The organism is Qipengyuania sp. YIM B01966, from assembly GCF_016461955.1.
Classification (GTDB): domain Bacteria; phylum Pseudomonadota; class Alphaproteobacteria; order Sphingomonadales; family Sphingomonadaceae; genus QFOP01.
Genome location: NZ_JADMNM010000008.1, coordinates 96,988 through 119,493 on the forward strand (window position 1 = coordinate 96,988; position 22,506 = coordinate 119,493).

Here is a 22,506-nt window from a genome sequence, read left to right on the forward strand (position 1 = left end):
GGCCGCCCCCTTGCCGTGTCCGTCCGCCGCCCGCAACGGGCAATCAGAACGGCAACCAGCGCTGCCGTTTCGAAAAGCGCATATATCCGGCATTCACGCCGAGCCGCAGGCCGGCCCCGACGCGGATCGGGATCAGCACGATGTCGCCCCTGCGCAGATAACTCGCGGTGAGGCCGCCGACCAGATAGGCCTGCCCTTCGCCAGCGGGGAAGCGTTCGTACAATTGTTCGCTGTCATGCAGGTTATAGACGAGGACAAAGGTGCTCCCGGCATTGGCGCCGGCATCGAACCCGATCGACGGCCCTGTCCAATAGACCGGCCGCTGGCCTTCGATCTTGTGGAATAGCGTCCCCGAACCATAGCGCACGCCAAGGACAAAGGCGCCGCCCGCCTCGCGCCCGACGATATACGCGTTAGGCTCGCCCTGCTCGGCGAGGATCCGCTGGATCATCCGCGCCACCCCTTCGGCACCCTTGCCGAACACCCCCTCGGCAGCGCCGATCAGGTCGTCTTCGCGATAGGTGGTTGCAGGGTCAGCCTGGCTGGCTACAGGCGCCGCCGCGGTGGCCGCCGGGGTCACCTCGGCTGCCGGCGACGCGGGATCGGCCCAATCCGGCGCGGCGGAAACATCGGCCTGCGCGGCCGGCGCCGGATCGGCATAGACGGGCGCCGATCCCGGCTGCTCGACCGGGTTTGCGGCAATCGCGGCATTGGGGTCGATTGTTTCGAAAGTTTGTGCGGCCACCGAAACCGGGGCGGCAATCAGGCCCGCCCCCGCCAGCGCCGCGAGCATCGTGCGAAAAAAGCGTGTCATTATCCCGTCCCGTCCCTGCGCATGGCACCCGCGCGTAGCAGACCGCAGGCGCGGTGAAGCGGCAATGAACGCGCGACCAAGCGAATCGAAAACGCGTTCGGACGTTGCGGCACAAGCACCTTGCCGCCCCATGCCGGCGTGGTTATACGGCCCGCTCTTTCCGGAGACGTGGGTGAGTGGCTGAAACCAGTTCCCTGCTAAGGAACCGTACCCTATCCGGGTACCGAGGGTTCGAATCCCTCCGTCTCCGCCACCACCCGATTTCCACAGATCTGTGAACAGCCATAAAGCGCCAGAAACCTTGCGTTTTGCGCCGTTTGGCGTCCATCTTCATGTCTCCTCATTTACCCCTTGCTCCGATCAAGTCGGGGTAAAATGGGGGTAAGCTTCGAGGTGGTTTGGGGGTAAAGCACATGTTGACGGACAAGGCGGTCAAAGCGGCTGCGGCGCGAGAAAAGGCCTACAAGATCGCCGACCGACAGGGGCTGTTCCTCCATGTTTCACCCAAGGCCCACAAGACCTGGCGCTACAAATACCGATTCGACGGCAAGGAGCAGGCGCTCGGTCTCGGCACTTATCCCGATGTATCTCTCGCCGCCGCTCGCGAGGCACGGGACGATGCGCGCAAGATCCTTCGCTCGGGTCGCGATCCTCGAATGGACAAGGCGCGACGCAAGCTGATCGGAGGACGGGACGAGCGACAGACGTTCGAAGCCATCGCGCGCGACTGGTATGAGCAGCAGCTGCCTCGCTGGAAGCCGGTCCACGCGAACGACGTCATCACAAGTTTGGAGCGAGACGTGTTTCCGCACATCGGCGCGCTCGAACTGGGCGAGATCGACGAGCCAGTGCTGCTTGCCGTGCTGCGCAAGGTCGAGGCGCGCGGCGCCATCGAGACCGCCCGTCGCTTGAAGCAGCGGGTCGGGTCGGTGTTCGTCTACGCGCGGGGCTTGGGGATCAAGGCCGACAACCCGGCGGTGGCCGTCGGCGCTGCGCTCAAGCCGGTTCCGCCGGCAAAGCGTTACCCTGCCTTGATCAAGGTGAAGAGTATCCGCCAGTTGATCCACGATGTCGACCGGGCAGGCGCCTCGCCGGTCACGAGACTAGCTGCGCGCTTCCTTGCCCTTACCGCGCAGCGGCCTGGCATGGTGCGTCGCATGACCTGGAAGCAGTTGAGTGGGATCGACTGGAAGGACGCCTCGGCTCCCTCACCCGAAGCGCTGTGGACCATCCCCGCCGACGAGATGAAGCTGGAACTGCATCTGCGTGAGGACGAAGCGTTCGAGCACTGCGTACCGCTTGCGCCCGAGGCGGTCGCCACCTTGCGCGGTGTGCGCTGGCTCACCGGTCGCTCGCCCTACGTGTTCCCGAGTTCGCTATCGGGGCTGACACCGATCAGCGAGAACGCGATCGGATACCTCTACAACCGCGAGGGCTACAAGGGCCGGCACGTCCCGCATGGCTGGCGCTCGAGCTTCTCGACCATCATGAACGAGCTGACGGAGCGCGAACTTGGCGATGACATCAGGTTGTTCGCCGACCGGATGATCATCGACCTGATGCTGGCGCATTCGCCCAAGGGCCTCAGCGCCAGCGAGCTACGCTACAACCGGGCGGCCTTCATGCCGCGGCGCCGGGAACTGGCGGAGCACTGGGCGTCGATGATCATGGTCGACGCGTTGCCGGTTGACGAGATCGTCCATAGTCCCCGTCGCAAACGGCGGACCTAGTTGCTGCGCAGAGCTGCCTTTTCACGAAGCCATGCGGCGACCTCGTCCTTGTACCACAGCGAGCGCGAGCCGAGCTTGATCTGCTGCGGAAAGCCGTCATCATCGATGCGCTTGTAGACGGTCGAGTTGGCCATTCCGGTCATCTCGCACACCGCTTCGATCGAGATGAGCGGAGGACCAACCCCGGCCAGATCGCTCCTGTCCGATGGCGCTTGCTTGTCAGCTGGTTCCACCGCCGGTTGAGCTTGGCGGGAGACCGCTCGTGCGGCCCGCAGCTTCGGTTCGGTTACCATCTCGATCTGTCTGGCGGTCAGCGGACCCAATTCGGGCAGCGCAGCCAGCCATCGGTCAAAGCTTTCGGCGCCCACTAGAATGCGATGAGTGGGGACAGCATCAGGTTCCGCCCAGCGTTCGGGATCGAACGCGCCGATCGCAAAGCGTGGGAGCGGTTCGTCAATCTCCCACCATTCGCTCGGGATAGGCTGGACTTCGCCGCCGCCCAGCGGCCGCATAAAGCTCGCCAATCGAGCATGCACAAACGCCCTGGTCATGTCCTCGGATTGCAGCCTGATTAGATCACGTGCTGCGTCGTTCTGACCTTCGTCTTCCGGTCGCGCGAAGATCGTCGGCAGCTCGTAGGGCATGAACCCGAGCATCGCTTCCACGAGCTGACCAAACGCCCAGATGAGCGTGACGCGGCCGACCGAATGAGCGTTCGAGCGCTCCTCGTAGGGCGACCAAGGGTGGAGGTTATGGCTCATGGCGAACAATTATCAGAGCCGGCGGGCTTGGCCATCGGGTTTCTCGACTGCCTGACGGGGCCGAGTGGGATGGCAGCTTTGCGCCCAATCCTTGCCATTTGCCGACCTTGTCACCCTTCCCGTAAGCTGCCGAAGTCTCGGCACTTGAGACGTGAAGCCGCGCCGGACCGCGACTACAGTGTCGCCAATCCGCCGCATGATCGGTGCGCGGAAAGCTCTTTGCGGGCGGCGTGCACCGGCGGACTCTTGGATCGGGATAGATCTGCGTACAGCGATAGCTGCAACTGCGGTCATTTTATAAGCGTTTGCCGGCGCCAGCTCTCGACGGCCTTGTCGAGCGCCGAAGCGGCCCCAGCGTCGGCCCAGCGATCCCAGAACTCGATCGTCCCGCTGAGCGGTTCATTGACCGGCTTTGCGATGCGGATGCGCGTCGGCAGCAGAATGGCGTCGCCGACAACCAGCGCCTCGCCGGTGTCGAGCACCGGCAGCAAGTCGCCGAACCCGCCTAAGCTGTCCGGCAGCAAGCGGCGCACGACGGTCTGATCGTCGCCGTTGGTCAGCCGCATGGCGATCAGATTGTTACACTGGCTGACGACGGTGCGGTTTACTTCCGCCGGGCGCTGGCTGATCACCACCAGGCCGACACCATATTTGCGGCCCTCCTTGGCGATGCGCTCGAAGGTCGCAATCGCATTCTCCGCCGCCCCGGATGTCGCGTCCTGCGGAATGTAGAGATGCGCTTCGTCGCAAAACAACGCGACCGGATGTCGGGCGCCCTGGGCACTCCACTGCTGGACGTGGAACACCATGCGCGCAACCATGCCGACGATCAGCGGCAGAATGTCCGAAGGCACCTCGGAGAAATCAATGACCTTCACGCCGCCCTGACCGCCCTTCGCCGCGCGGCCGCCGAGCAGCAGCGTGACGGCTTCGTCCAGCCACTTGTAGCTGTCGGCGACGCCAGGTGCCGGAAACAGGAAACCGAGCCGGCGATCGGTGCGCTTGCCTTCGAGGCGCTGGATCAGGCGGCTGAGCTTCCCGTGAAAATCGCCCTGCTTTTCGGTTCGAGCGCCGGGCACCATTTCGGTGTTCAGCCGCTCCAACTCGGCGAGCACGGATGCGATCGCGAAAGGCACCGGACTGTCGATCGTGAAATTGGCGAGAACATCGGTATGCCCGCCAGCCGTCAGGAAGCCGGTCTTGGCCTCGACGATGGCGCGGGACATGACCATCGCCTGATTGGGTGCGTTCTGGTCGCTGCGATCGACGAACATCGACACCAGCGCCTCGTAGCTCATCAGCCAGTAGGGCAGATGAAGCACGCCGTCGGCGAGCCCCTTGTCCGCCTCAATGTCGCCCGGCCCCGCGACGCGGAGATGCACGAAGCCGTCGCCCGCCATCGACGCATATTCACCGTGCATATCGAAGACGATCGCATTGGCACTCTCCAACTCAGCGACCTGTTCGAGCAGCCGGGCAGTCGTCCAGGATTTGCCAGAACCCGTGCTGCCGACGACCAGCGCATGGCGCTGGAAGAGCTTGTTGCCGTTGACATAGGCTTCTGCGTTGGGATCGAGCGTATAAGCGCCGAGCGAAAGACGCTGCGCGCCCCCAGTCACTTCCGAGATCACGCCCATGAAGCGGGTCAGCCGCTCGCCTTCGAGAGCGAAGCAGCAGGCGTCGATCTCCGGCACGGTTTCGAGGGTGCGGCGGAAAATGTTCGCGCGTGTTCCGTCCCGGTCGAGCAAGGTGCCGATTAGCGTGATGCGAACCAGATTGACCTCGGGATGGGCTTCCTCGCCTCGTTCTACCTCGGCCACTTTCGCCTCCTCGATCGCGGTGCGAGTGATCTTGTGAATGACGCCGATCAGCTTGTGGCCGGCGAGGCTGCTCTGAAGGGCGACCAGCCGATTGACTTGGAGCGCGCGCAGCGCCTCTACGTCGGCGATCCGAACGATAACCGTGGCCGTGTCAACCGATTGGACGCGTCCGAGCGCCTCTTCGTCGGCGAAATCGAGGATGCTCATGCCGGTGTCCCTGTTATGTGATCAAGGAATTGGTCGAGCCGCCACAGCGGCCGGTCGAAATCGAAGCCCGCTGGCGCATCGTGCATGTAGCCCCGCGCGCCGGCCGGGCCATTTTCGATGGCGAGATAGCGCCGACACCGTCCACTTGTCAGAAAGGTTTTGGCCGTCGGCGTCAGCTCCTTGGTGATGACGACGAGCGGCGTGGAATCGCGGTCGCAGCGCTCGATAAGCTTGGTCTGGACATGCTCGTCACTGAAGCCATAGCCCACGCAAAAATAGGCGCGGGCATTCTCCAGCGCGTTGTCGCTGCACGCGAGGATCGTCCGGAAAGGCTCGCCGTGGGTCAGGCGATATTTGTCGATTCCGGGCGTGATCATGAGTGGCGCGTAGTCGGGCGGGATGGCAAGCGCACTGCGTATCCCGGTGATCTGCTTGGCAGCGTCCTGGAACCAGTCGAGCGAGCCGTGAACCTTCCACACCGCGACCGTGCGCGTCTCGCGACCCCTGATCGTGATCCGCGTCCTGGGATCGCGCGCGCGCGACTGAAGATAGCCGTAATTGAACCCGGTGAAGGTGCTGACGTCCGCGGCGTCGGCGGCATATTCGGCGAGGCGATCGTAATTGGGCGTGACGACGTGAATGGTCGTGTGGGTGCTGTCGAAGAGGTGCCGATAGAGCCTCGACAGCGGCAGGTGATGCCGGTCCGCCAGCAGCGCCGACAGCACGGCCAGGTCGGACGGCAGCAGAAAGTCCCGCGTCGCGCCGGCAATGAAATGGGTCTGGCGCTCGGTCGGACGGACCGCCTGCAAGGCGCTTTCAAGATCGGTTCCGGCCGTGAGATGAGCGAGGAAGGCGTCCCATTCCTTATTCTCCTCGGCCGTCCACGCGGCGGGCGGCGCGGCGCCCTTCAGATGGGTCGCGAGCGCGTCCATGCCGGGCACGCCGTGGGCGGCCGATGCGCCGCTCCCGAGAATGATCACCGGGGTCGCGCTCAGCGCGCCCTGGGCAAATTCCTGCGCGATTCCGGCCGCGCTCTTGGCCGCCATATCTGTCCCCCCGATCGATCTAAGCGAACCGACACGCCGTCGGTATGGTCCGCGACATGGCCGTTGCGCCGCGCGGAGGTGGAAAGGCGCCGCCGCCTCTCATGCGAGCAGAAGCCGCTTGGCTTCGAGGCCGCGATAGGCACTGGTGCGGCAACTCAGAATGATGATCTGCATACGCTGCGCGGCTTCGGCCAGAATTTCGAGCATGACCTCGAAGCGGTCGTCGTCCGCGAACACGAGCGCGTCGTCGAGCATGAGCGACGCGGGCTTGCCCTTTTCGATCAGCAGGTCGGCAAAGGCGATGCGCGTCAGGACCGCGAGTTGCTCCTGTGTCCCCTTGCTGAGATCGTCCGTGGCCTCCTTGCGGCCGCCCCGCGTGAGCAGGGTGGGCCGCAGATCCTCGCCGAACACAATACTGGCGTTGGGTAGCAGCCGTCCGATGAAGGGCGCCACGCGCTGGGTTATCGGTGCGAGGAACCGGCGGGCGGTCTCGCGTTGGGCGTCGCGGATTGTCTCGGCGAGAAGGGAGAGCACTTCGGCTTCTTCCTTGAGCCGATCATGGGTAGCGGCGGCGGCTTCCGCGAGCTCGGCGGCCGCGGCAGCACGGGTGGCGGGGCCGGCGCCGCCGAGTGCCTTGGCGCGTTCCTCGAGTTGGGCGATTTCCCCGACGAGCCCGAGCCGGTCGTTGACCAGCCGCTCGCGGCGCTTGCGAAGGGCGTCCCGGCGCTGGAGCAGGGCGGCCTCGTCTAGACCTTCGACGGCGCGCTTCGCCTCGTCGCGGGCCAGGATCGCGCGGGCTTCGTCCGTCTTGGCCGCGTCCAGCGCGGCGGCGAGCGCGTCATCGTCCATCGCTTCGAGGTCGGCGGTCAGTTGCTCGCCGAGCCGCGACACTTCGGCCGCTGTGCGCTCGACTTGGTTGGTCAGCTTGACGTTGGTGATCTGAGCATCCTGCAACGTGTCGAGCGCGGCTTGGCGGCGCCCTTCGGCCTCGCGTTCGGCCGTGCGCGCCATCTGCCACGCATCGTCGACATCCTCGGCACCGGCGGCACCGTCCTTAGGTGTCGCGCTCGCGCCCGGCCGCGTTTCGGACGCGAGCGCCCCGCGCAAGGATTCTAGGCCGGCGCCGATGCCGAGCGCCGCGTCCTCGGGACAGGCGGCCTTTAGCTGGGCTGCAAGCAGCGCAGAAGCCTGCGTGGCGTCGCGATGCGCCTGCGCCGCTTCCTTGGCGGCGAGCGGCGTGGCGCAGCCGACGTCGGCGAGGAAGGCGGCGAGGTCCTGTTCGGCTGCGCGCAGCCTAGCCTGCGCCGGTTCTCCCGAAGCCGGCGGCGTGACCGACACGGTTCCGAATCCGTCCAATTCGAGACTCTGTGGCTCGCTGACGAGGACACGCAGGCCGCCTTCGACCGCCGCGCCGTTGAGTCGCGCGGCCGGCGCGGATGGCAATAGCTCCACCGAAAGGACCGCCGCGCCGGCGGAAGCGGCGGCCTGAGCCTCGGCGACGGTCTGTTCAAGGTTTAGCAATTCGCTATGCGCGTCAGCCGTCATCCGATTGGCAGTTAATTCGTCGCGGCGCGCCTGCAATGTGGTGGCAATATTCTCCGCCGCATCGAGCCGGAGAAAGGCGGCCGCAAGCGCGCGCTGCCGCGCTTGGGCGGCTTGGCCGCGCTGCACTACCAGGCGCCGTTCTTCGGCCGTCCGAAGGGCGGTGCGCGCCGATTCGAGAGCAGCGGTCGCATCCTTTTCGCTCTGGCGCGCGGCTTCCAGAACCGGGTCATGATCCGCGGCGGCGGAGCGCGCCGTCGTCGCGCCCTGGTCTGCCTGCGCGACTTGGGTGCGCAGTTCGCGGCGGCTGCTTTCGCGCGACTCCAGTCGGCCGCGTTCGCCGGTCGCTTCGCGGAGCAAGGCTTCGGCAGTGCGCAGCGCCTGGCCCGCAGTCCTGGCACGATCGAGGTCGGCCTCGAGCTGAGTCAGTTTTTGTTGTTGCTCCCGATCGTCCAGTTCGGCGACGAGCCGCCGTTGTTCGTTGCGTTTCGCTTCTAGCCGCTCCAGCACGCTGTCGAATTGCTCCAGCTCGGCCTGCGCGGCGCGGGCGTCCTCGGCAGCCGACGCCGCAGCCTCCTGCGCTTCAAGCAGGCGACGGGTGGGTCGACCTGTCGGGGTCTGATAGTCGGCGAGACTACGCTCGATGGCCTGAAGAACGGTGGTGGTGCGCTGGCCGCCGGTCACGGCACCCACTTCGCCGGCGAGCACTTCTTCCAGCGTTCGGCGGGCGCCCTGACCGGGCGTGCCGAGCACGAAGGATTGGCCTTGTTCGACCCAGAGCAGACCCAAGGCGCCGCGGCTGTCGTCGTCGGCGCCGCGATTCCCGGCGCGCGCAAAGCCGAGCAAGGTCTGCAAGCGCTCCTCGGCTTCATCGCCGGTCGCCCGCCCGGTCGGACCTTCCAGTTCGACCGAAGGGTTCTGGAGGAAGCGCTTGCGCAGCCGCCAGTTCGCGTCGCCGAGATCAAAGCCGACCTCTATAGTCGGCGCGACCTCATCGCCATGCGGTCTAAACGAACGGATGCGGTCACTCCGCGAACCGTGCCGCTCGAACAGGACGGCGCGCAGTGCTTCGAGGACCGTCGATTTTCCGGCCTCGTTCTGCTCACATACGAGGTTCAACCCATCCTCGAAGCCGGTCAGGTGCAGCGGTTGCCGGAATTTACGGAAATTCTCGATGCGAAGCTCGCGGATCCTCATCAACGCGCCTCCAGCCGGTCGGCGCGGCGCTGCTCGACATAGAGGCGTTCGAGCGCGGCCACCGCGCGCCTGCCGGCGGCATCCTCTGTCGCCGACAGCGCTTGCAACCGCTCGGCGGCGACGCGCAGCACGCCACTGGCGTCGATGTCGGCAAGATCGGCGTCGGTCGGACGTGCGTAGAGATCGTCGAGATTGAGATCGAGCCAGCGGACCTCATGGGCCAGCTCGCTTTCGAGACGGTCACGAAGCGCTACGCGCTCGGCGAGCGTGAGCAGGCCTGACAGCCTGAGCCGGAGCACGAGATGCTGCCGTTCGATGCCGGGCGCGAGATTGGCAAGGAGTCCGTCGAGTTCGCCGCCGCTGGCCACCGACCAGCTTTCCGACATCCAGTGATAGCGGCCGATCCCCACCTGCACGACGTCCGGCGTTTCACCCGCAAGGTCGACGCGCAGCGCGACGCCGCTCACCTCGCGATCGAAATCGTCGGGTTCGGGCGTGCCGGAATAATGGGTCAGAGCATCAATCTCTCGGCGGCCGTGCCAGTCGCCGAGCGCGAGATAGCCGAGGGCGGCGCGCCGGGCACGGTCGGGTGCGATCAGGTTCGCCGCGGCCGTGCTCGATCCGAAATCGCGGATCGGGCCGTGAGCGAGACCGATCCGTTTGGCACCGTCCGGCGTCTCGGCATGGTCGAACCAAGCGGTGGGATCATCCTGCGTCCGCTTATATTGGAGCGGCGCGGGCAGCAGCCAATATCCTTCGGCGAGTTCGATCGGCAGCGGTTCGAGGCAGACGATTACGGTGTCCGGCGCCTCGCTCGCGAGGCGGCTCCACAGGCCGTCGGCGCGCGCCGGATCGTGGTTGCCGGGCAACAGCACCCAGCGGATGTCACTGGCGGCCTTCATGCGCGTAAGCGCCTGGCGATAGATACGATCGCCGGGCTCGGGGCTGTCGAACACGTCGCCGGCCACCAGCACGAAGCCGGCACCTTCGCGCCGCGCCGCCGCTGCCAGCGCGTCGATCGCGTCGAGCCGCGCTTCGAGCAGCGCGGCGCGCGCCTGTTCCGGCGCGCGCCCGAACGGCTTGCCGAGCTGCCAATCGGATGTGTGTATGAAGCGCATCAACTCCCCCTAGCTGACCCATAAGTCATGACTGGTCCAGCGGAAAGCACGAGATGTCGCCGTTCTGATCTTTCTCCGCGTCATAGTTCTTGTTTCGTGTCTAGAGGTTTAGGGCGGAGCTGGACATCAGGACTATAAGGCACCAAAGTTCGCTGGCGCCAGGCAAGGCGTCACGAACGTGGGCGATCCTGGGTGTGAAAGCGCCGTCCGCTCGCTTGAATTTTCGGCCGGTAGCGGACGGTCTGCAAACGGCCCAGCCAAAGGCGTTTAGCCCCGAACGCGCCCGCTCCCTGGCGACGAGCTGAGGACTCATTGATGCCATCAGGAGATCGCGGGTGCGGCGACGCACGCATGTAGGCCTGAACATAGCACTCGTGTCGGTGGCGGAACGATCTCACTGTTAAACCATTACTCTTTCTGATCTTACTAGGAACCTCGACATGATTCCTGCTCGCTGCCGCGCCGTGCCGTTTCTGGTTCTATTGGGTGCTGGCTGCGTGACGAGCGTGCACGAGTCTTTCCCCACATATGAGTATCAAGGCATTGACCTGCTTGCGCCGATTGAAGGCTCGGTTCGTCGCGACGGTTCGTGCCTTCGAGTGGCGACTACCAGTCCCCCAGGGAGGGATGTCGTCTTGGTGTTGCCGCGCGGTACCCGTGTGACCGATGACACTGTTGTTCTGCCTGCTCGTAACGGTGGCGCAATCATCAGGTTTGGTGAACCGTTTAGCGGGCAGGGTGGCTTCGACGTACTCAACGAGAGCGCCCGTCACATCAGCAATCCGACGACGTGCTCCGGGCCAGCGTTCATCCTCAATAAGGTCGATCCTAATGCATAAGGGAATGTCGCTTTCATCTTTGGTGTTGCTCGCAGCAGTTGCGGTATGGCCGACTGGAGCGGCGTCTCAAACTGGCGGAAACGCGGAAAGCAGGCCATTCAGCGATCCAGGCAACCAAGAGGCCAAAGCCCTATCTGCTCGTCTGAATATTTCCGTCGGTCAGGCGACCAAGAGGCTGCGCCTGGAGCGGAACGCCGCGAGGCTGGCGGCTAAAGTGAGGCAGCAGGGCAAGGCCGATGAGGTGGTAGTGGCCTTGGAGGGCGACAAGATTGTGGTCTATCGCGGTGGTGACGCATCGATGGCCAACGTTATCGCCACGGAGATAGAGAGCGATCTGCGATCGGAAGTGTCTGAGAGGGAGCTGGCTCGAACCCCCCGACAACTCAAAGACGCCGTCGCGCTTATAGAGCCTGTTCTGCAGTCACTTCCCGGCTTCCAAGGTTTTCGGCTCAAGCGAAAAGAGGGCCTCGCGACAGTCTTGACTACCGACGTAGCAGCGACGCGTCAGGCGCTGGACGCTGCGCTTAATGATTTGCCTGACTTCATTTCCGTTGAGCAGAGCGACCCGATCGTCCTCACTGCTGCGGTGCGCGGAGGTAGACCAGCCCCTTACGTGAAAGGATCGTCGTGCGCGGGAGGGACATGGGGATATGTCGTCTACGAGACGGCCGCTCCTTCACGAAGGGGGGTACTAACCGCTGCACACACGTCCATCGAAAACAACCTCCAGCCCTTGGTGTTCACCACAGCAACCAACATAACCGATTGTCGGTCCGGCACGCTGCAGTCGTATGTGAAGGAGTACAGAGGTCGCGTTGATAGCAGCACCGTCGCGCGCTATGGCGTCGACATCTCCTATCACCGAAATTCTTCGGACACCTATGAGCCTTACATCTGGGATGGATCGTCGTATCGGCCGGTGAGGTATCAATACACTCCGGTCACTGGTTCCTACTTATGCAAATTCGGACAGGTGACTCGCCAGACGTGTGGCGTTCTGCAAGACGACCTGATCTGGAGTAATGGCTACGGATATATGAGCTGGATCAAAGCGGATGCGGGCGTAAGCTTGATGGTTGACAAGGGCGACAGCGGCGGGCCGGTTTGGTCGGGCTTTACCTATACCGACGGTGTTGGCATCGTCCACGCGCAGTGGGGTCCGACCAACATGCTTTATTCCGAATTGGCCACGCTACAGGATCGCGGCATGGGACTGACCTTGCTAACCTCGCCTTGAGGAGCGGGGGTCGCACAAACTGCGAACCTCAGTAGGCATGGTGGTCGACGACTCACCAAGAGTCGACTTCCTCTGTTCGCCCACGGGCATCTGGAAGGCCAGCAATCGGCCCAGTTACTAGCCTCCATAGGAGCCAATTCCATCGCCATCGCCCTCGCCCTCCAAGCGATTGGAAAAGCCGATCTCGAAGCTGTAGATCGGCGCGCCACCAGCGGCACGGACTTCGTCGCAACCAGAATAGGCTAGCCTTGCGGTAATGCCGCGAGGATGGCCTCGCGCTTCTGCGCGTTATCCGAGGCATTCACGCCGAACGTTATGCCGAGGCCTGAAGCGACGGCAACAAAACCGTATCGATTAGCGGTCTCCAAAGTCGTCTCTGTCCTTATTAGGCGCCGTTGCCGCTGTAGCCTGGCGTGCCGGGTGCGACCATGCCAAGACATCCGCGATAGCTGCCATAAGAGCGTAAAGGGCCGCTTACCACGTTTGCTTGCCATGAGCGGACGTTCTGCAAACGGCCCAATAGCCGTCAGGCTGCTCTTGGCGAAAGCTGCCGGGCAGCAACGCGCCCCAATCCCAGTCATTCGAGTGTTTGGGTTTTTGTCCTGAAAGCTGCCGTTCTCAACCCGGATCCTTTGAGTTCGCGCCCTTAGCGCCGAGCGCTCAAAGAGCTTCGTCCGGATGCATTAGACTACCTGCCGCGGGCGTCTCTTATTCCGGGAGCATTTCGTCCTGGATGATCGGAGAAAGGAGCTCAATCGCTCGCAAGCGGCTGCATTCGAGTTCACTCTAGCTGAGCTAGTGGCAGCCATACCTCAAACGTGCTGCCTTCTCCCGGAACGCTCTTGACAAGGCGTATTTCCCCGCCGTGCAGTTCGACGAGTTGTTTCACCAGTGCGAGACCGATCCCCAGTCCATCACTGACGATCCCGAGACCATTATCCGATTGTTCGAACATTTCGAAAATCAGCGTTTGCCGTTCGGTCGGGATGCCTACGCCGTTATCCGACACTGTCAGGGTCGCGCGATCATTCAACTTCGCAGCAGTGACAGCGATCCGGCCACCATTGGGTGTATACCGAGCCGCGTTGCCGACGATGTTGCCAACAATCTGGATAAAGCGAGCTGGATCTACATCGAGCATGATCGGGTCTTCGGGAAGATCCACCAGAAGTTCATGACCTCCCGCCTCGATTGACGGCCCTGCGATTTCCAGTGCTTGCGGCATGAGGTCGCCGAGCAAGAGGGTCTCCTTGCGCAGCGATATCTTGCCGTGCTCGATACGGTTGATATCGAGCAGATCGTCGACAAGCCGGGTCATGTGACCGAGGTGTTGCCTGATCGATTTGTGGACGGTCTCGCGGTCCAGACCCTCTCTCGGACGTTCTAGGAAATTGAGCCCGGCCGCCAGCACCGCCAGCGGGTTGCGCAGTTCGTGGGCGAGCACCCCCAGGAAACGGTTCTTTTGCTGGTCGGCGGCTTGCAGCGCTTTGGTCAAGTTTGCCAACTCGTCCCGCTGCAAAATAATCTGCTGACGCTGGATGAACATATCGAAGAAGACGCTCGACTTGGATCGCAGGATGTCGGCTTCGATCGGCTTCTGGATGAAGTCGACCGCGCCTGCCTCGTATCCGCGGAACTTGCGCGCCGCGTCCCCGCTGCCTGCGGTGAGGAAAATGATTGGAATATGCCGCGAACGCTCGTTTGCGCGCATGATTTCGGCCAATTCGAAGCCATCCATGCCAGGCATCTGCACGTCGAGCAGGGCAAGCGCATATTCGTTGCCCAGCATCAGTTCGAGAGCTTCCTCCCCGCTGTGAGCCTTGTGCAGTTCAAGATCTTCACACGCCAGCAGCGCCTCCAGCGCAAGGAGGTTCTCCTCCAGATCGTCTACCAGCAGGAATTTGACAGTATCGGTCATCGCGCGATCATCGCCTCCAGAGCGGGTACAATTCTTTCCAGTGCCATCGTCCGCGCGTCGGGACAGGCGGTCAGTGCGGCCTCAGGCATGGTCGCGACTTCTGCCGTGGCGGGGATTTGCACGATGGCCTGTCCATCGGCGGCGTATACGGCCCGCAGGCCCTGCGCCCCATCGCTGTTTGCCCCGGTCATTACGATGCCGGCCAAATCCGGACCAAAGGCATCGGCTGCGCTTTCGAACAGCACATCGATCGCCGGACGCGAATGATTGACAGGCTCGTCCGAGGACAGGGCGATGGTTCCACAGGCTTCGACGAGCAGGTGATAATCCGGCGGAGCGAAATAGATCGTGCCGGGCGCTAGAGGTTCCTTGTCCTCCGCTTCTTTGACCGGGAGTCGACACTTCGCGGCGAACAGGTCGACGAGCGAATTGCTTTGCCTCGGCGGGACATGGACGACCACGAGAACCGGGGCGGGAAAATCCGCCGGCAGCCTGGGGAGCACCTGCGACAGCGCCTGGACGCCGCCAGCCGAAGTGCCGATCACGACGGCCTGGAGGGTCATTGCGAACTCCTCCGATAGATTCTTTCCTCTCGCACGAATTCCGCAAACAAGTCCGCGTGTTCCGAGAAGCGCAGGCTTTCCTTCGATCCAATGCCGAGAAAACCGCCTCTCACGAGCGACTCCCCGAACAAGCCCACAACCCGGTCCTGCAACTCGCGATCAAAGTAGATGAGGACGTTGCGGCAGGAGATCAGGTGCATCTCGCCAAAGGCTGCGTCGGTCACCAGGCTGTGGTCCGAAAAGACAGTGCGCTCTCGCAGCGATTTGCTGAACGCCGCCCGGTCGTAGTCTGCGGTGTAATGGTCGGAGAGCGAGGTATGGCCGCCGGACAGGCGGTGATTCTCGGTGAACAGGCGCATGCGTTCGAGCGGAAACACGCCTGCCTGTGCCGCACGGAGGGCAGCCGGATTGATATCGGTAGCATAGAAGATCGTTCGTTCGAACAGCCCCTCTTCTGCGAAGAGAATGGCCAAGGAATACAGCTCCTCGCCGTGACTGCAACCTGCAACCCATACCTTGAGCGAGGGATAGGTGCGCAGATGGGGCACGACCTTTTCGCGCAGAGCGCGAAAATAGGATGGATCGCGGAACATCTCGCTCACCTGCACGGTGAGGAAATTCAGCAGCTGCGGGAGGATGCTCTCGTCGTGGAGAACGGCCGACTGGATAGCGGAGATGCTGTCGTATCCCCACTGGCTGCGGGCCTGCAGCAGCCGCCGTTTGATCGACGCTCGGGCATAGTGCCGGAAATCGTAGTGATAATGGCGATAGACGGCATCCAGCAGCAACTGGATTTCGATATCCTCGATACTCTCGCCCATTACCGGGGCATCCATACGCGCACCAGCGACAGCAGTCTGTCCACATCGATCGGCTTGGCCATGTAATCATTGGCGCCGGCATCAATGCATTTTTGCTGATCGTCGGGCATCGCCTTGGCAGTAAGCATAACGATCGGCAGCTTCTTCCAGCGCGCATCGGCGCGGATCGCGCGGGCGGCGGTAAGGCCGTCCATCACCGGCATCATCACGTCCATCAGCACAAGGTCGATGGCCTTATCGGGATCGTCCGCAGCCTCGCCGAGCGCGTCGAGCGCCTCCTGCCCGTTGCGCGCGATCTGCGTCAGCGCACCGCGCGGCTCGAGGATGCTGGTGAGAGAGTAGACATTGCGCACGTCGTCCTCGACAATCAGTATGCGCCGTCCTTCCAGCGCGGCGTCGCGATGGCGCGCCTTCTCGATCATCTGGCGCTGTTCGGGTGGAAGGTCCGATACGACCCGATGGAGGAACAGCGATACCTCGTCCAGCAGCCGCTCGGGCGACTTGGCACCCTTGATGATGATCGAACTGGAATAGCGGCGCAGGCGCTGCTCCTCGTCGGCCGACAGGTCGCGGCCGGTATAGACGATGACCGGCGGAAGGGGCCCGTCCTGTTCCTCACTCAAGGTTTCGAGCAGCGAGAACCCCGACGCATCGGGCAGTGCGAGGTCGAGAACCATGCAGTCGTATTGCCCCTCGCGCAATTCCTCGAGGCATTCGGCTGCGGTGCCGACACCCACGGTCTCGACATCCTGCGAACCGAGCAGGCTGGCCACCGCTTCGCGCTGGACCTTGTCATCCTCCACGATCAGCACGCGCCGCACGCGCGAAGCCAGTTTCTCCTGCAAGCCCGAGAGCACTTCGGCCAAACGTTCGCGCGGGGCTGGCTTTTCGAGAAAGCCGATCGCGCCGAGCGCCAGCGCGGTCTGGCTCTGTTCCGTCCCGGATATCACGTGGATCGGGATATGGCGCGTTTCTTCCTCGTGCTTGAGCCGGTCGAGCACGGTCAGGCCGGACTGATCGGGCAATCCGATATCGAGCACGATCGCGCTCGGGCGATATTCGCGGGCAAGCTCGATGGCTTCGGTCGCCGTTCCGGCAATGATGCACTGGAAGCCCAGCTCGCGCGACAGGTCGCACACGATACCGGCAAAGGTCGTGTCGTCCTCGATCACCAGCAGGAGCCGCTTGTCTTCCGAAAGGTCCTTGCGGTCGTCGTCCAGCACGGGCGCACTCGCTTTTGAGGATTTTGGCCTGGCGGGTGCGGGCGAGGGGGCGAGCGCCGTCTCCGTCGCTACCTCGCCAGCAGAGGGAAGCTGCCTCGGTGCAACCATTGCGGGGTCATATGTGGCGGGCACACTGACGATAAAGGTGCTGCCCTTGCCCTTTTCGCTTTCGAGACGGATGCTGCCGCCAAGCAGGCGGACCAGCTCGCGCGAAATGGACAGCCCCAGTCCCGTTCCGCCGAACTTGCGGCTGATCGTGCCGTCCGCCTGGCGGAAGGCTTCGAAGATCGCCTCGCGCTGTGCTTCGTCGATGCCAATGCCGGTGTCGGCCACGGCGAAGTCGACCATATCGTTCTCCCCTGGCGATATGGTCAGGGTGACGCTTCCGTCCTCGGTAAACTTGATCGCGTTGGACAGCAGGTTTTTCAGCACCTGCTCCAGCCGCATCCGGTCGGTCTCGATCGAACGCGGCGCACCGGATTCCAGTGCGATGCTGAGCTCCAGGCCGCGCTGCTGTGCAAGCGGCTCGAAAACCTTGCGCAGATCGGAGGTCAGCCGGTCGGTCGAAACCGTGCCAGCCTCGATTTCGACATGGCCGGCCTCGATCTTCGACAGGTCGAGGATGTCGTTGATGAGGTTCAGCAGATCGTTGCCGGACGATTCTATCGTGCGGGCGAACTTGACCTGGTCGGCGGTGAGATTGCCGTCGCTGTTGTCTCCGAGCAGCTTGGACAGGATCAGCAACGAATTGAGCGGTGTGCGCAACTCGTGGCTCATGTTGGCGAGGAAATCCGACTTGTATTGGCTCGCCTGTTTCAGCTCACGCGCCTTGAGCTGCAGGGCGGCCGTAGAGCGCTTGAGTTCGTCGCGCTGTCCTTCAAGGGTCTGCGCCTGCTCTTCGAGCTGGCTGTTGGTCTGTTCCAGCTCCACTTGTTGGAGTTCAAGGCGCGCCTGGGATTCCTTCAGCGCATTGCCCTGCTCCTCCAGCTCCTCGTTGGAGACCCGCAGTTCTTCGCTCTGGGCCTGCAATTCGGCTGCCTGCCGCTGGGTTTCCTCCAGTGCTTCCTGCAATCGCTCGCGGAAGCGCGCCGAGCGGAGCGCGACGCCAATCGAGCCCGAGACGTTGTCGAGCAGTTCGAGCACGCGATCATCCACGGCATCGAAATATCCGAGCTCGACGACCGCGTTAACCGATCCTTCGTTGAAGATAGGGGCCACGATGAGATGTCTCGGCGTGTCACTCCCCAGCGCCGATCCGATCTTCAGATAGCCGGCGGGTAGGTCCGACAGCGTGGTTGCGCGCGCATCCGCTGCCACCTTGCCTAGAAGGCCTTCGTTCAGGCCGAACGTCTCCGGCACAGACGCGCTGTCCGCAACGCCGAGCATGGCTACACGATTGAACGTGCCGCTCTCGCCCTTGAAGAGTGCCCCGGCATTCGCGCCGGTTCTTTCGGCAAGAAACGACAGCACGGCGCCAGCCACCTGGGGCACCGTCTTCTCGCCCCGCATGGTTTCGCTCAATTCCACCTGTGCAGCCTGTAGCCAGCTCTGCCGCTCGCGGTTGCGACTGCTTCTTGCCATGAGGATGAAGATGGCGATGGTCAGGCCAATACCGATCAGGCTCGTAATCACAGCGCCGATGATCGCAGCACGCGAAGCCGCCGCCAGCTCAGCGATACGCTGCTGGCGCTGCCGGGCCTCTTCGACATTCATCTGCGCGATTTGCTGCCGGATTGCGTCCATGGCGACCTTGCCCTGATCGCTGTCGATCACTTCTACAGCTGCTGCAAACCCCTCCTCCTGCCGCGTTTGGATCGCATCTTCGGAAAGTCTGAGCCTGGTTTCGACTTTGGACCGAAGCACATCGAGGCTCTCGCCCCCGACCGGATTGGCTTGCATCAGCGTTTCAAGCGAGGACAGGCTTCGACGGGCATCCTCAACCCCCATTCGATAGGGCTCGAGATACTTGTCTTCACCGGTAATGACGAAACCACGCTGGCCGCTTTCCACATCCAGGGTCGCGATCATCAGCTCGTCGAGCGCCGTGAGCACTTCGTGCGTGTTGCGGATCCGCGCCTCGTTGTCCCGCATTCCGGCCACGTTGCCGTAGGCGGCATATGCCGTGACGAGGAAAAATCCGACGCCCACCAGCAGGCCGATGATCGACCACCCCGTGGAGGAGAGACGGATGCCCTGCTTCGTTTTCAGTTCCTGCAAAATCTACAAACCTCAAGGGAAGAGCCTGCCGCCCTAATTGCACGCAAATTCTGGCAAGCAACTGGTTTTCTGCCGGGCAGCATATCGAGCCTAAATCCGTAATTTCGATTCTTCTCGAATTATGGTTTGAGCTGGTGCGGAACCGCTTTATAATATGTCCAAAGCAAACGGATTCGTATGATGCAGGGCGATCAGATCTGGGCCGTCGATGCCCTGCAGGCGCTCGGGCACGAAACGCGGCTGTCAGTTTTCCGCATGCTCGTAAAGGCTGGGCCCGACGGGCTGATGGCGGGCGAGATAGCGCAGGGTTGCGGCGTTCCCGCCTCCACGATGTCGCATCACCTTGCCGATCTCGAGCGGGCAGGCCTCGCGACATCGCAGCGCGAGAGCCGAGTGATCCGCTATCGTGCGGATTACGCCGGCATGCGGCAGCTGCTCGCCTTCCTGATGGAAGATTGCTGCCAGGGGGATCCGCTGCTTTGCGCCGATTTTTCCGAGATCGCGGCCTGCAAGCCCTGATCATCAACCACCGCTCATTTCGAGGTTTCAATGTCTGACAGGGTCTACAACGCCCTGTTTCTTTGCACCGGGAATTCGGCGCGCTCGATCCTAGGCGAAGCGCTGATGAACAAGATGGGCGAAGGCCGGTTCGCTGCTTACAGCGCTGGCAGCCAGCCGAAAGGTGATGTGCACCCGATGGCGATCGAAGTGCTGGGCGACTTTGGCTATCCGACCGAAGGCCTGCATTCGAAAAGCTGGGACGAATTCACGAAGCCCGGCGCGCCCCAGTTCGATTTCATCTTCACGGTGTGTGACAATGCCGCTGGCGAGAGCTGCCCCGTCTTCCCCGGCAAACCGATCACCGCCCACTGGGGCGTCGAGGACCCTGCCGCCGTCGAAGGAGAGGAACAGCGTGAGGCCTTCCTCGACGCCTTGAGCTATCTCAAGCGCCGGATCGAACTGTTCCTGATGCTGCCGATCAAGACCATCGACGAGATGTCAATGCGCAGCAAGCTTGCCGAGATCGGGCGAGAGGATGGCGCTAGCGCCAAGGCACAGGTCAAAGACGGGAACGCCCAGTGACTTGCGACATCGTCATCTATCACAATCCCGAATGCGGGACCTCGCGCAACGCGCTCGCCATGATACGCAATGCCGGGATCGAACCGCACGTGGTCGAATATCTCAAGACGCCACCTTCGCGCGCAATGCTCGAAAGCCTGATCGAGCGGGCCGGTATCACCCCTCGCGAGCTATTGCGTGAAAAGGGCACGCCGTTCGCCGAACTCGGGCTCGACAACCCTACCCTGCCGGACGTGCAGCTTATCGACGCGATGACGGAGCATCCCGTGCTTATCAATCGCCCGCTGGTGGTCTCGCCGCTCGGCGTGAAGCTTTGCCGCCCGTCGGAAGAGGTGCTCGATCTCGTTCCGGCTGACCAACAAACTGCATTCACCAAGGAAGATGGCGAACAGGTGGTGGGCGCAGCAGGCATGCGCGTGCGCTGAGCGAATGACAGGAAACGCAAATGACCCGGACCATTGCAGAACCCGCTCCGGCGGTCTCGCCACTCGGCACGTTCGAGCGCTTCCTTTCACTTTGGGTGCTGGGAGCCATCCTCGTCGGCCTGGCGCTTGGCATGGTCGCACCGGGCGTAGTCGGCGTCATGGCAGGGCTGGAATACGCCTCGGTCAATCTGGTGGTCGCGGTGCTGATCTGGGCGATGATCTTCCCGATGATGGTGGGCGTCGACTTTTCGAGCATCAAGGACGTAGGTCGCAAGCCCAAGGGGCTGGTCATCACGCTGGTCGTCAACTGGCTGGTCAAGCCATTCACAATGGCGGCGCTGGCGGTGCTGTTCTTTGATTATCTCTACGCCGGGCTGATGTCGGAAGGTGACGCGGACCAGTATATCGCCGGGCTCATCATCCTGGGCGCAGCACCTTGCACCGCCATGGTGTTCGTCTGGTCGCAGCTGACGCGGGGCGATCCGGCCTACACGCTGGTGCAAGTGTCGGTGAACGACCTCGTCATGATCTTCGCCTTTGCGCCCATCGTGGCGCTGCTGCTGGGCGTGACCGATATCGTTGTGCCGTGGGAGACGCTGCTCCTCTCGGTCGTGCTCTATGTCGTCATTCCGCTGGTGGCAGGGGCGATCGCCAGACGGCAGGTCATTCGCTCGCACGATGGGGACGAGGCGGCGGTCGATGCCTTCACTGCGCGGCTCAAGCCCTGGTCGATCATCGGCCTGCTGGCGACCGTGGTTCTGCTGTTCGCCTTTCAGGCCGGAACCATCATCGCTAATCCGCTGCTGATCGTGCTGATCGCCATTCCGATCATCATCCAGTCCTACGGGATTTTCGCCATCGCCTATGCTGCGGCCAAGGCGTGGAAAGTGCCTCACGACATAGCCGCGCCCTGCGCGCTAATCGGCACATCCAACTTCTTCGAGCTGGCGGTGGCCGTTGCCATCGGATTGTTCGGCCTGACCAGTGGCGCAGCACTGGCGACCGTCGTCGGAGTGCTGGTGGAAGTCCCGGTGATGCTGTCGCTAGTGGCCTTCGCCAACCGCACGCGCGATCGCTTCCCCCAGTCCTGAGACAAAGCGAGCCTTATGTCCCGCCTTCGCACCCTCTCCGATCCCGATCACCTGCCCTCGCTGCGTGCCGAGTATCTCCATCGCAACCCAACAATGGGGCTCGGCGCCATGGACCCACCGCCGCGCATCCTGCTGCTTTACGGCTCGCTGCGGGAGCGATCCTACTCGCGGCTGGCGGTGGAGGACGCTGCCCGCCTGTTGCAGTTCTTCGGTTGCGAAACGCGGATCTTCGACCCATCCGACCTGCCGCTACCGGATCAGGTGAAAGACGACGATCATCCCGCCGTTCATGAGCTGCGCGAGCATTCGCTGTGGTCGGAAGCGCAGGTGTGGTGCAGTCCCGAGCGGCACGGCCAGATGACCGGGATCATGAAGGCGCAGATCGACCACCTGCCACTGGCCTACAAAGGCCTGCGCCCAACACAGGGACGCACGCTGGCCGTGATGCAGGTCTGCGCCGGCTCGCAAAGCTTCAACACGATCAATACATTGCGCGTGCTTGGTCGCTGGATGCGCATGTTCACCATCCCTAACCAGTCCTCGATCGCCAAGGCGTATGATGAGTTCGACGAAGCCGGGCGGATGAAGCCGTCTGCCTATTATGACCGCATCGTCGACGTGATGGAGGAACTGGTCCGCTTCACCGTCCTCCTGCGGCCGCATGCAGATCAACTGGTCGATCGGTATTCCGAACGCGTGGACAAGGGTTTGCCAGTAGAAACGCACGTCGAGAAAGCCGGACTAGCAGCAGACTGATAAATGTCGGAGGCGGCTTGTGCAGAAAGTCTGCTTCGTAGGGATCCACGCTTCAAAACAGACATTCCGCTAGCGTTTAGAGTTTCGGACGCCGCGAG

19 protein-coding genes and 1 tRNA gene are annotated in these 22,506 nt (G+C 62.9%); 9 read left to right on the forward strand and 11 right to left on the reverse strand.

The window, feature by feature from the left end:
• Positions 1 to 43: 43 nt before the first annotated feature.
• The gene (locus ILT46_RS09990; RefSeq protein WP_199504492.1) at positions 44 to 814 is read right to left on the reverse strand and encodes a DUF1134 domain-containing protein; all 771 of its coding nucleotides are present in this window, start codon (positions 812 to 814) and stop codon (positions 44 to 46) included.
• Between the two features lie 162 nt (positions 815 to 976).
• Here ILT46_RS09990 and ILT46_RS09995 point away from each other — a divergent pair.
• Together ILT46_RS09995 and ILT46_RS10000 are read left to right on the forward strand one after the other, a co-directional pair.
• Positions 977 to 1,067 (forward strand) — tRNA-Ser (locus tag ILT46_RS09995).
• 160 nt (positions 1,068 to 1,227) lie between these two features.
• Positions 1,228 to 2,544 (forward strand): tyrosine-type recombinase/integrase, encoded by a 1,317-nt coding sequence (locus tag ILT46_RS10000; protein WP_199504493.1) that lies wholly within the window; start codon positions 1,228 to 1,230, stop codon positions 2,542 to 2,544.
• Here ILT46_RS10000 and ILT46_RS10005 read toward each other — a convergent pair.
• Both ILT46_RS10005 and ILT46_RS10010 read right to left on the reverse strand, forming a co-directional pair.
• The gene (locus tag ILT46_RS10005; RefSeq protein ID WP_199504494.1) at positions 2,541 to 3,305 is read right to left on the reverse strand and encodes a helix-turn-helix transcriptional regulator; all 765 of its coding nucleotides are present in this window, start codon (positions 3,303 to 3,305) and stop codon (positions 2,541 to 2,543) included. The two genes, ILT46_RS10000 and ILT46_RS10005, sit on opposite strands and share 4 nt — an antisense overlap.
• A gap of 290 nt (positions 3,306 to 3,595) precedes the next feature.
• A complete protein-coding gene (locus ILT46_RS10010; protein ID WP_199504495.1) occupies positions 3,596 to 4,999 on the reverse strand; it encodes an ATP-binding protein in 1,404 nt (467 codons plus the stop codon).
• A 93-nt stretch (positions 5,000 to 5,092) separates the two neighbouring features.
• Here ILT46_RS10010 and ILT46_RS10015 point away from each other — a divergent pair, with 93 nt between their 5' ends.
• On the forward strand, positions 5,093 to 5,353 hold the full coding sequence (locus ILT46_RS10015) for a hypothetical protein (RefSeq protein ID WP_199504496.1): 261 nt from the start codon (positions 5,093 to 5,095) through the stop codon (positions 5,351 to 5,353).
• Here the strand turns inward: ILT46_RS10015 and ILT46_RS10020 are convergent.
• From ILT46_RS10020 to ILT46_RS10030, 3 genes are all read right to left on the reverse strand, one after another.
• A complete protein-coding gene (locus ILT46_RS10020) occupies positions 5,329 to 6,378 on the reverse strand; it encodes an SIR2 family protein (protein WP_199504497.1) in 1,050 nt (349 codons plus the stop codon). The genes ILT46_RS10015 and ILT46_RS10020 overlap by 25 nt on opposite strands.
• 99 nt (positions 6,379 to 6,477) lie before the next feature.
• Positions 6,478 to 9,117, reverse strand: a complete 2,640-nt coding sequence (locus tag ILT46_RS10025) for an AAA family ATPase (RefSeq protein ID WP_199504498.1) — start codon at positions 9,115 to 9,117, stop codon at positions 6,478 to 6,480.
• Positions 9,117 to 10,235: a metallophosphoesterase family protein gene (locus ILT46_RS10030; RefSeq protein ID WP_199504499.1), complete on the reverse strand. Its 1,119-nt coding sequence runs from the start codon at positions 10,233 to 10,235 to the stop codon at positions 9,117 to 9,119. The genes ILT46_RS10025 and ILT46_RS10030 overlap by 1 nt, the downstream gene beginning before the upstream one ends.
• 843 nt (positions 10,236 to 11,078) lie before the next feature.
• Here ILT46_RS10030 and ILT46_RS10035 point away from each other — a divergent pair.
• Entirely contained in the window at positions 11,079 to 12,311 is a 1,233-nt protein-coding gene (locus ILT46_RS10035) for a hypothetical protein (protein ID WP_199504500.1), read from the forward strand.
• A 117-nt stretch (positions 12,312 to 12,428) separates the two neighbouring features.
• On the opposite strand, the gene ILT46_RS12430 is transcribed toward ILT46_RS10035, so the two are convergent.
• The 5 genes from ILT46_RS12430 to ILT46_RS10055 all read right to left on the reverse strand — a co-directional run bounded on the left by ILT46_RS12430 (position 12,429) and on the right by ILT46_RS10055 (position 19,056).
• Positions 12,429 to 12,569 carry an excalibur calcium-binding domain-containing protein gene (locus tag ILT46_RS12430; RefSeq protein WP_370592413.1) on the reverse strand — a complete coding sequence of 47 codons (141 nt, stop codon included), beginning with the start codon at positions 12,567 to 12,569 and terminating at the stop codon, positions 12,429 to 12,431.
• Positions 12,570 to 13,092: 523 nt separating this feature from the next.
• Entirely contained in the window at positions 13,093 to 14,229 is a 1,137-nt protein-coding gene (locus ILT46_RS10040; RefSeq protein ID WP_199504501.1) for a hybrid sensor histidine kinase/response regulator, read from the reverse strand.
• On the reverse strand, positions 14,226 to 14,792 hold the full coding sequence (locus ILT46_RS10045; protein WP_199504502.1) for a chemotaxis protein CheB: 567 nt from the start codon (positions 14,790 to 14,792) through the stop codon (positions 14,226 to 14,228). The genes ILT46_RS10040 and ILT46_RS10045 overlap by 4 nt, the downstream gene beginning before the upstream one ends.
• Positions 14,789 to 15,613, reverse strand: a complete 825-nt coding sequence (locus ILT46_RS10050; RefSeq protein ID WP_370592410.1) for a CheR family methyltransferase — start codon at positions 15,611 to 15,613, stop codon at positions 14,789 to 14,791. Before ILT46_RS10050 ends, ILT46_RS10045 begins: the two co-directional genes overlap by 4 nt.
• The gene (locus ILT46_RS10055) at positions 15,613 to 19,056 is read right to left on the reverse strand and encodes a response regulator (RefSeq protein WP_370592414.1); all 3,444 of its coding nucleotides are present in this window, start codon (positions 19,054 to 19,056) and stop codon (positions 15,613 to 15,615) included. Before ILT46_RS10055 ends, ILT46_RS10050 begins: the two co-directional genes overlap by 1 nt.
• A 174-nt stretch (positions 19,057 to 19,230) precedes the next feature.
• Between ILT46_RS10055 and ILT46_RS10060 the strand changes: the two genes are divergently transcribed.
• Genes ILT46_RS10060 through arsH form a run of 5 tightly spaced genes read left to right on the forward strand, consistent with a single transcriptional unit; the run spans position 19,231 to position 22,408 of the window.
• Positions 19,231 to 19,572: an ArsR/SmtB family transcription factor gene (locus tag ILT46_RS10060; protein ID WP_370592411.1), complete on the forward strand. Its 342-nt coding sequence runs from the start codon at positions 19,231 to 19,233 to the stop codon at positions 19,570 to 19,572.
• A gap of 30 nt (positions 19,573 to 19,602) precedes the next feature.
• Positions 19,603 to 20,136: an arsenate reductase ArsC gene (locus ILT46_RS10065; protein ID WP_199504504.1), complete on the forward strand. Its 534-nt coding sequence runs from the start codon at positions 19,603 to 19,605 to the stop codon at positions 20,134 to 20,136.
• Positions 20,133 to 20,561, forward strand: coding sequence for an arsenate reductase (glutaredoxin) (gene arsC / locus ILT46_RS10070; RefSeq protein ID WP_199504505.1), 429 nt, complete (start codon positions 20,133 to 20,135; stop codon positions 20,559 to 20,561). The genes ILT46_RS10065 and arsC overlap by 4 nt, the downstream gene beginning before the upstream one ends.
• A gap of 20 nt (positions 20,562 to 20,581) precedes the next feature.
• Complete coding sequence (arsB, locus tag ILT46_RS10075) at positions 20,582 to 21,652, forward strand: ACR3 family arsenite efflux transporter (protein ID WP_199504506.1); 1,071 nt, start codon at positions 20,582 to 20,584, stop codon at positions 21,650 to 21,652.
• Between the two features lie 15 nt (positions 21,653 to 21,667).
• Positions 21,668 to 22,408, forward strand: coding sequence for an arsenical resistance protein ArsH (gene arsH, locus ILT46_RS10080; protein WP_199504507.1), 741 nt, complete (start codon positions 21,668 to 21,670; stop codon positions 22,406 to 22,408).
• The last annotated feature ends 98 nt before the right edge of the window (positions 22,409 to 22,506 follow it).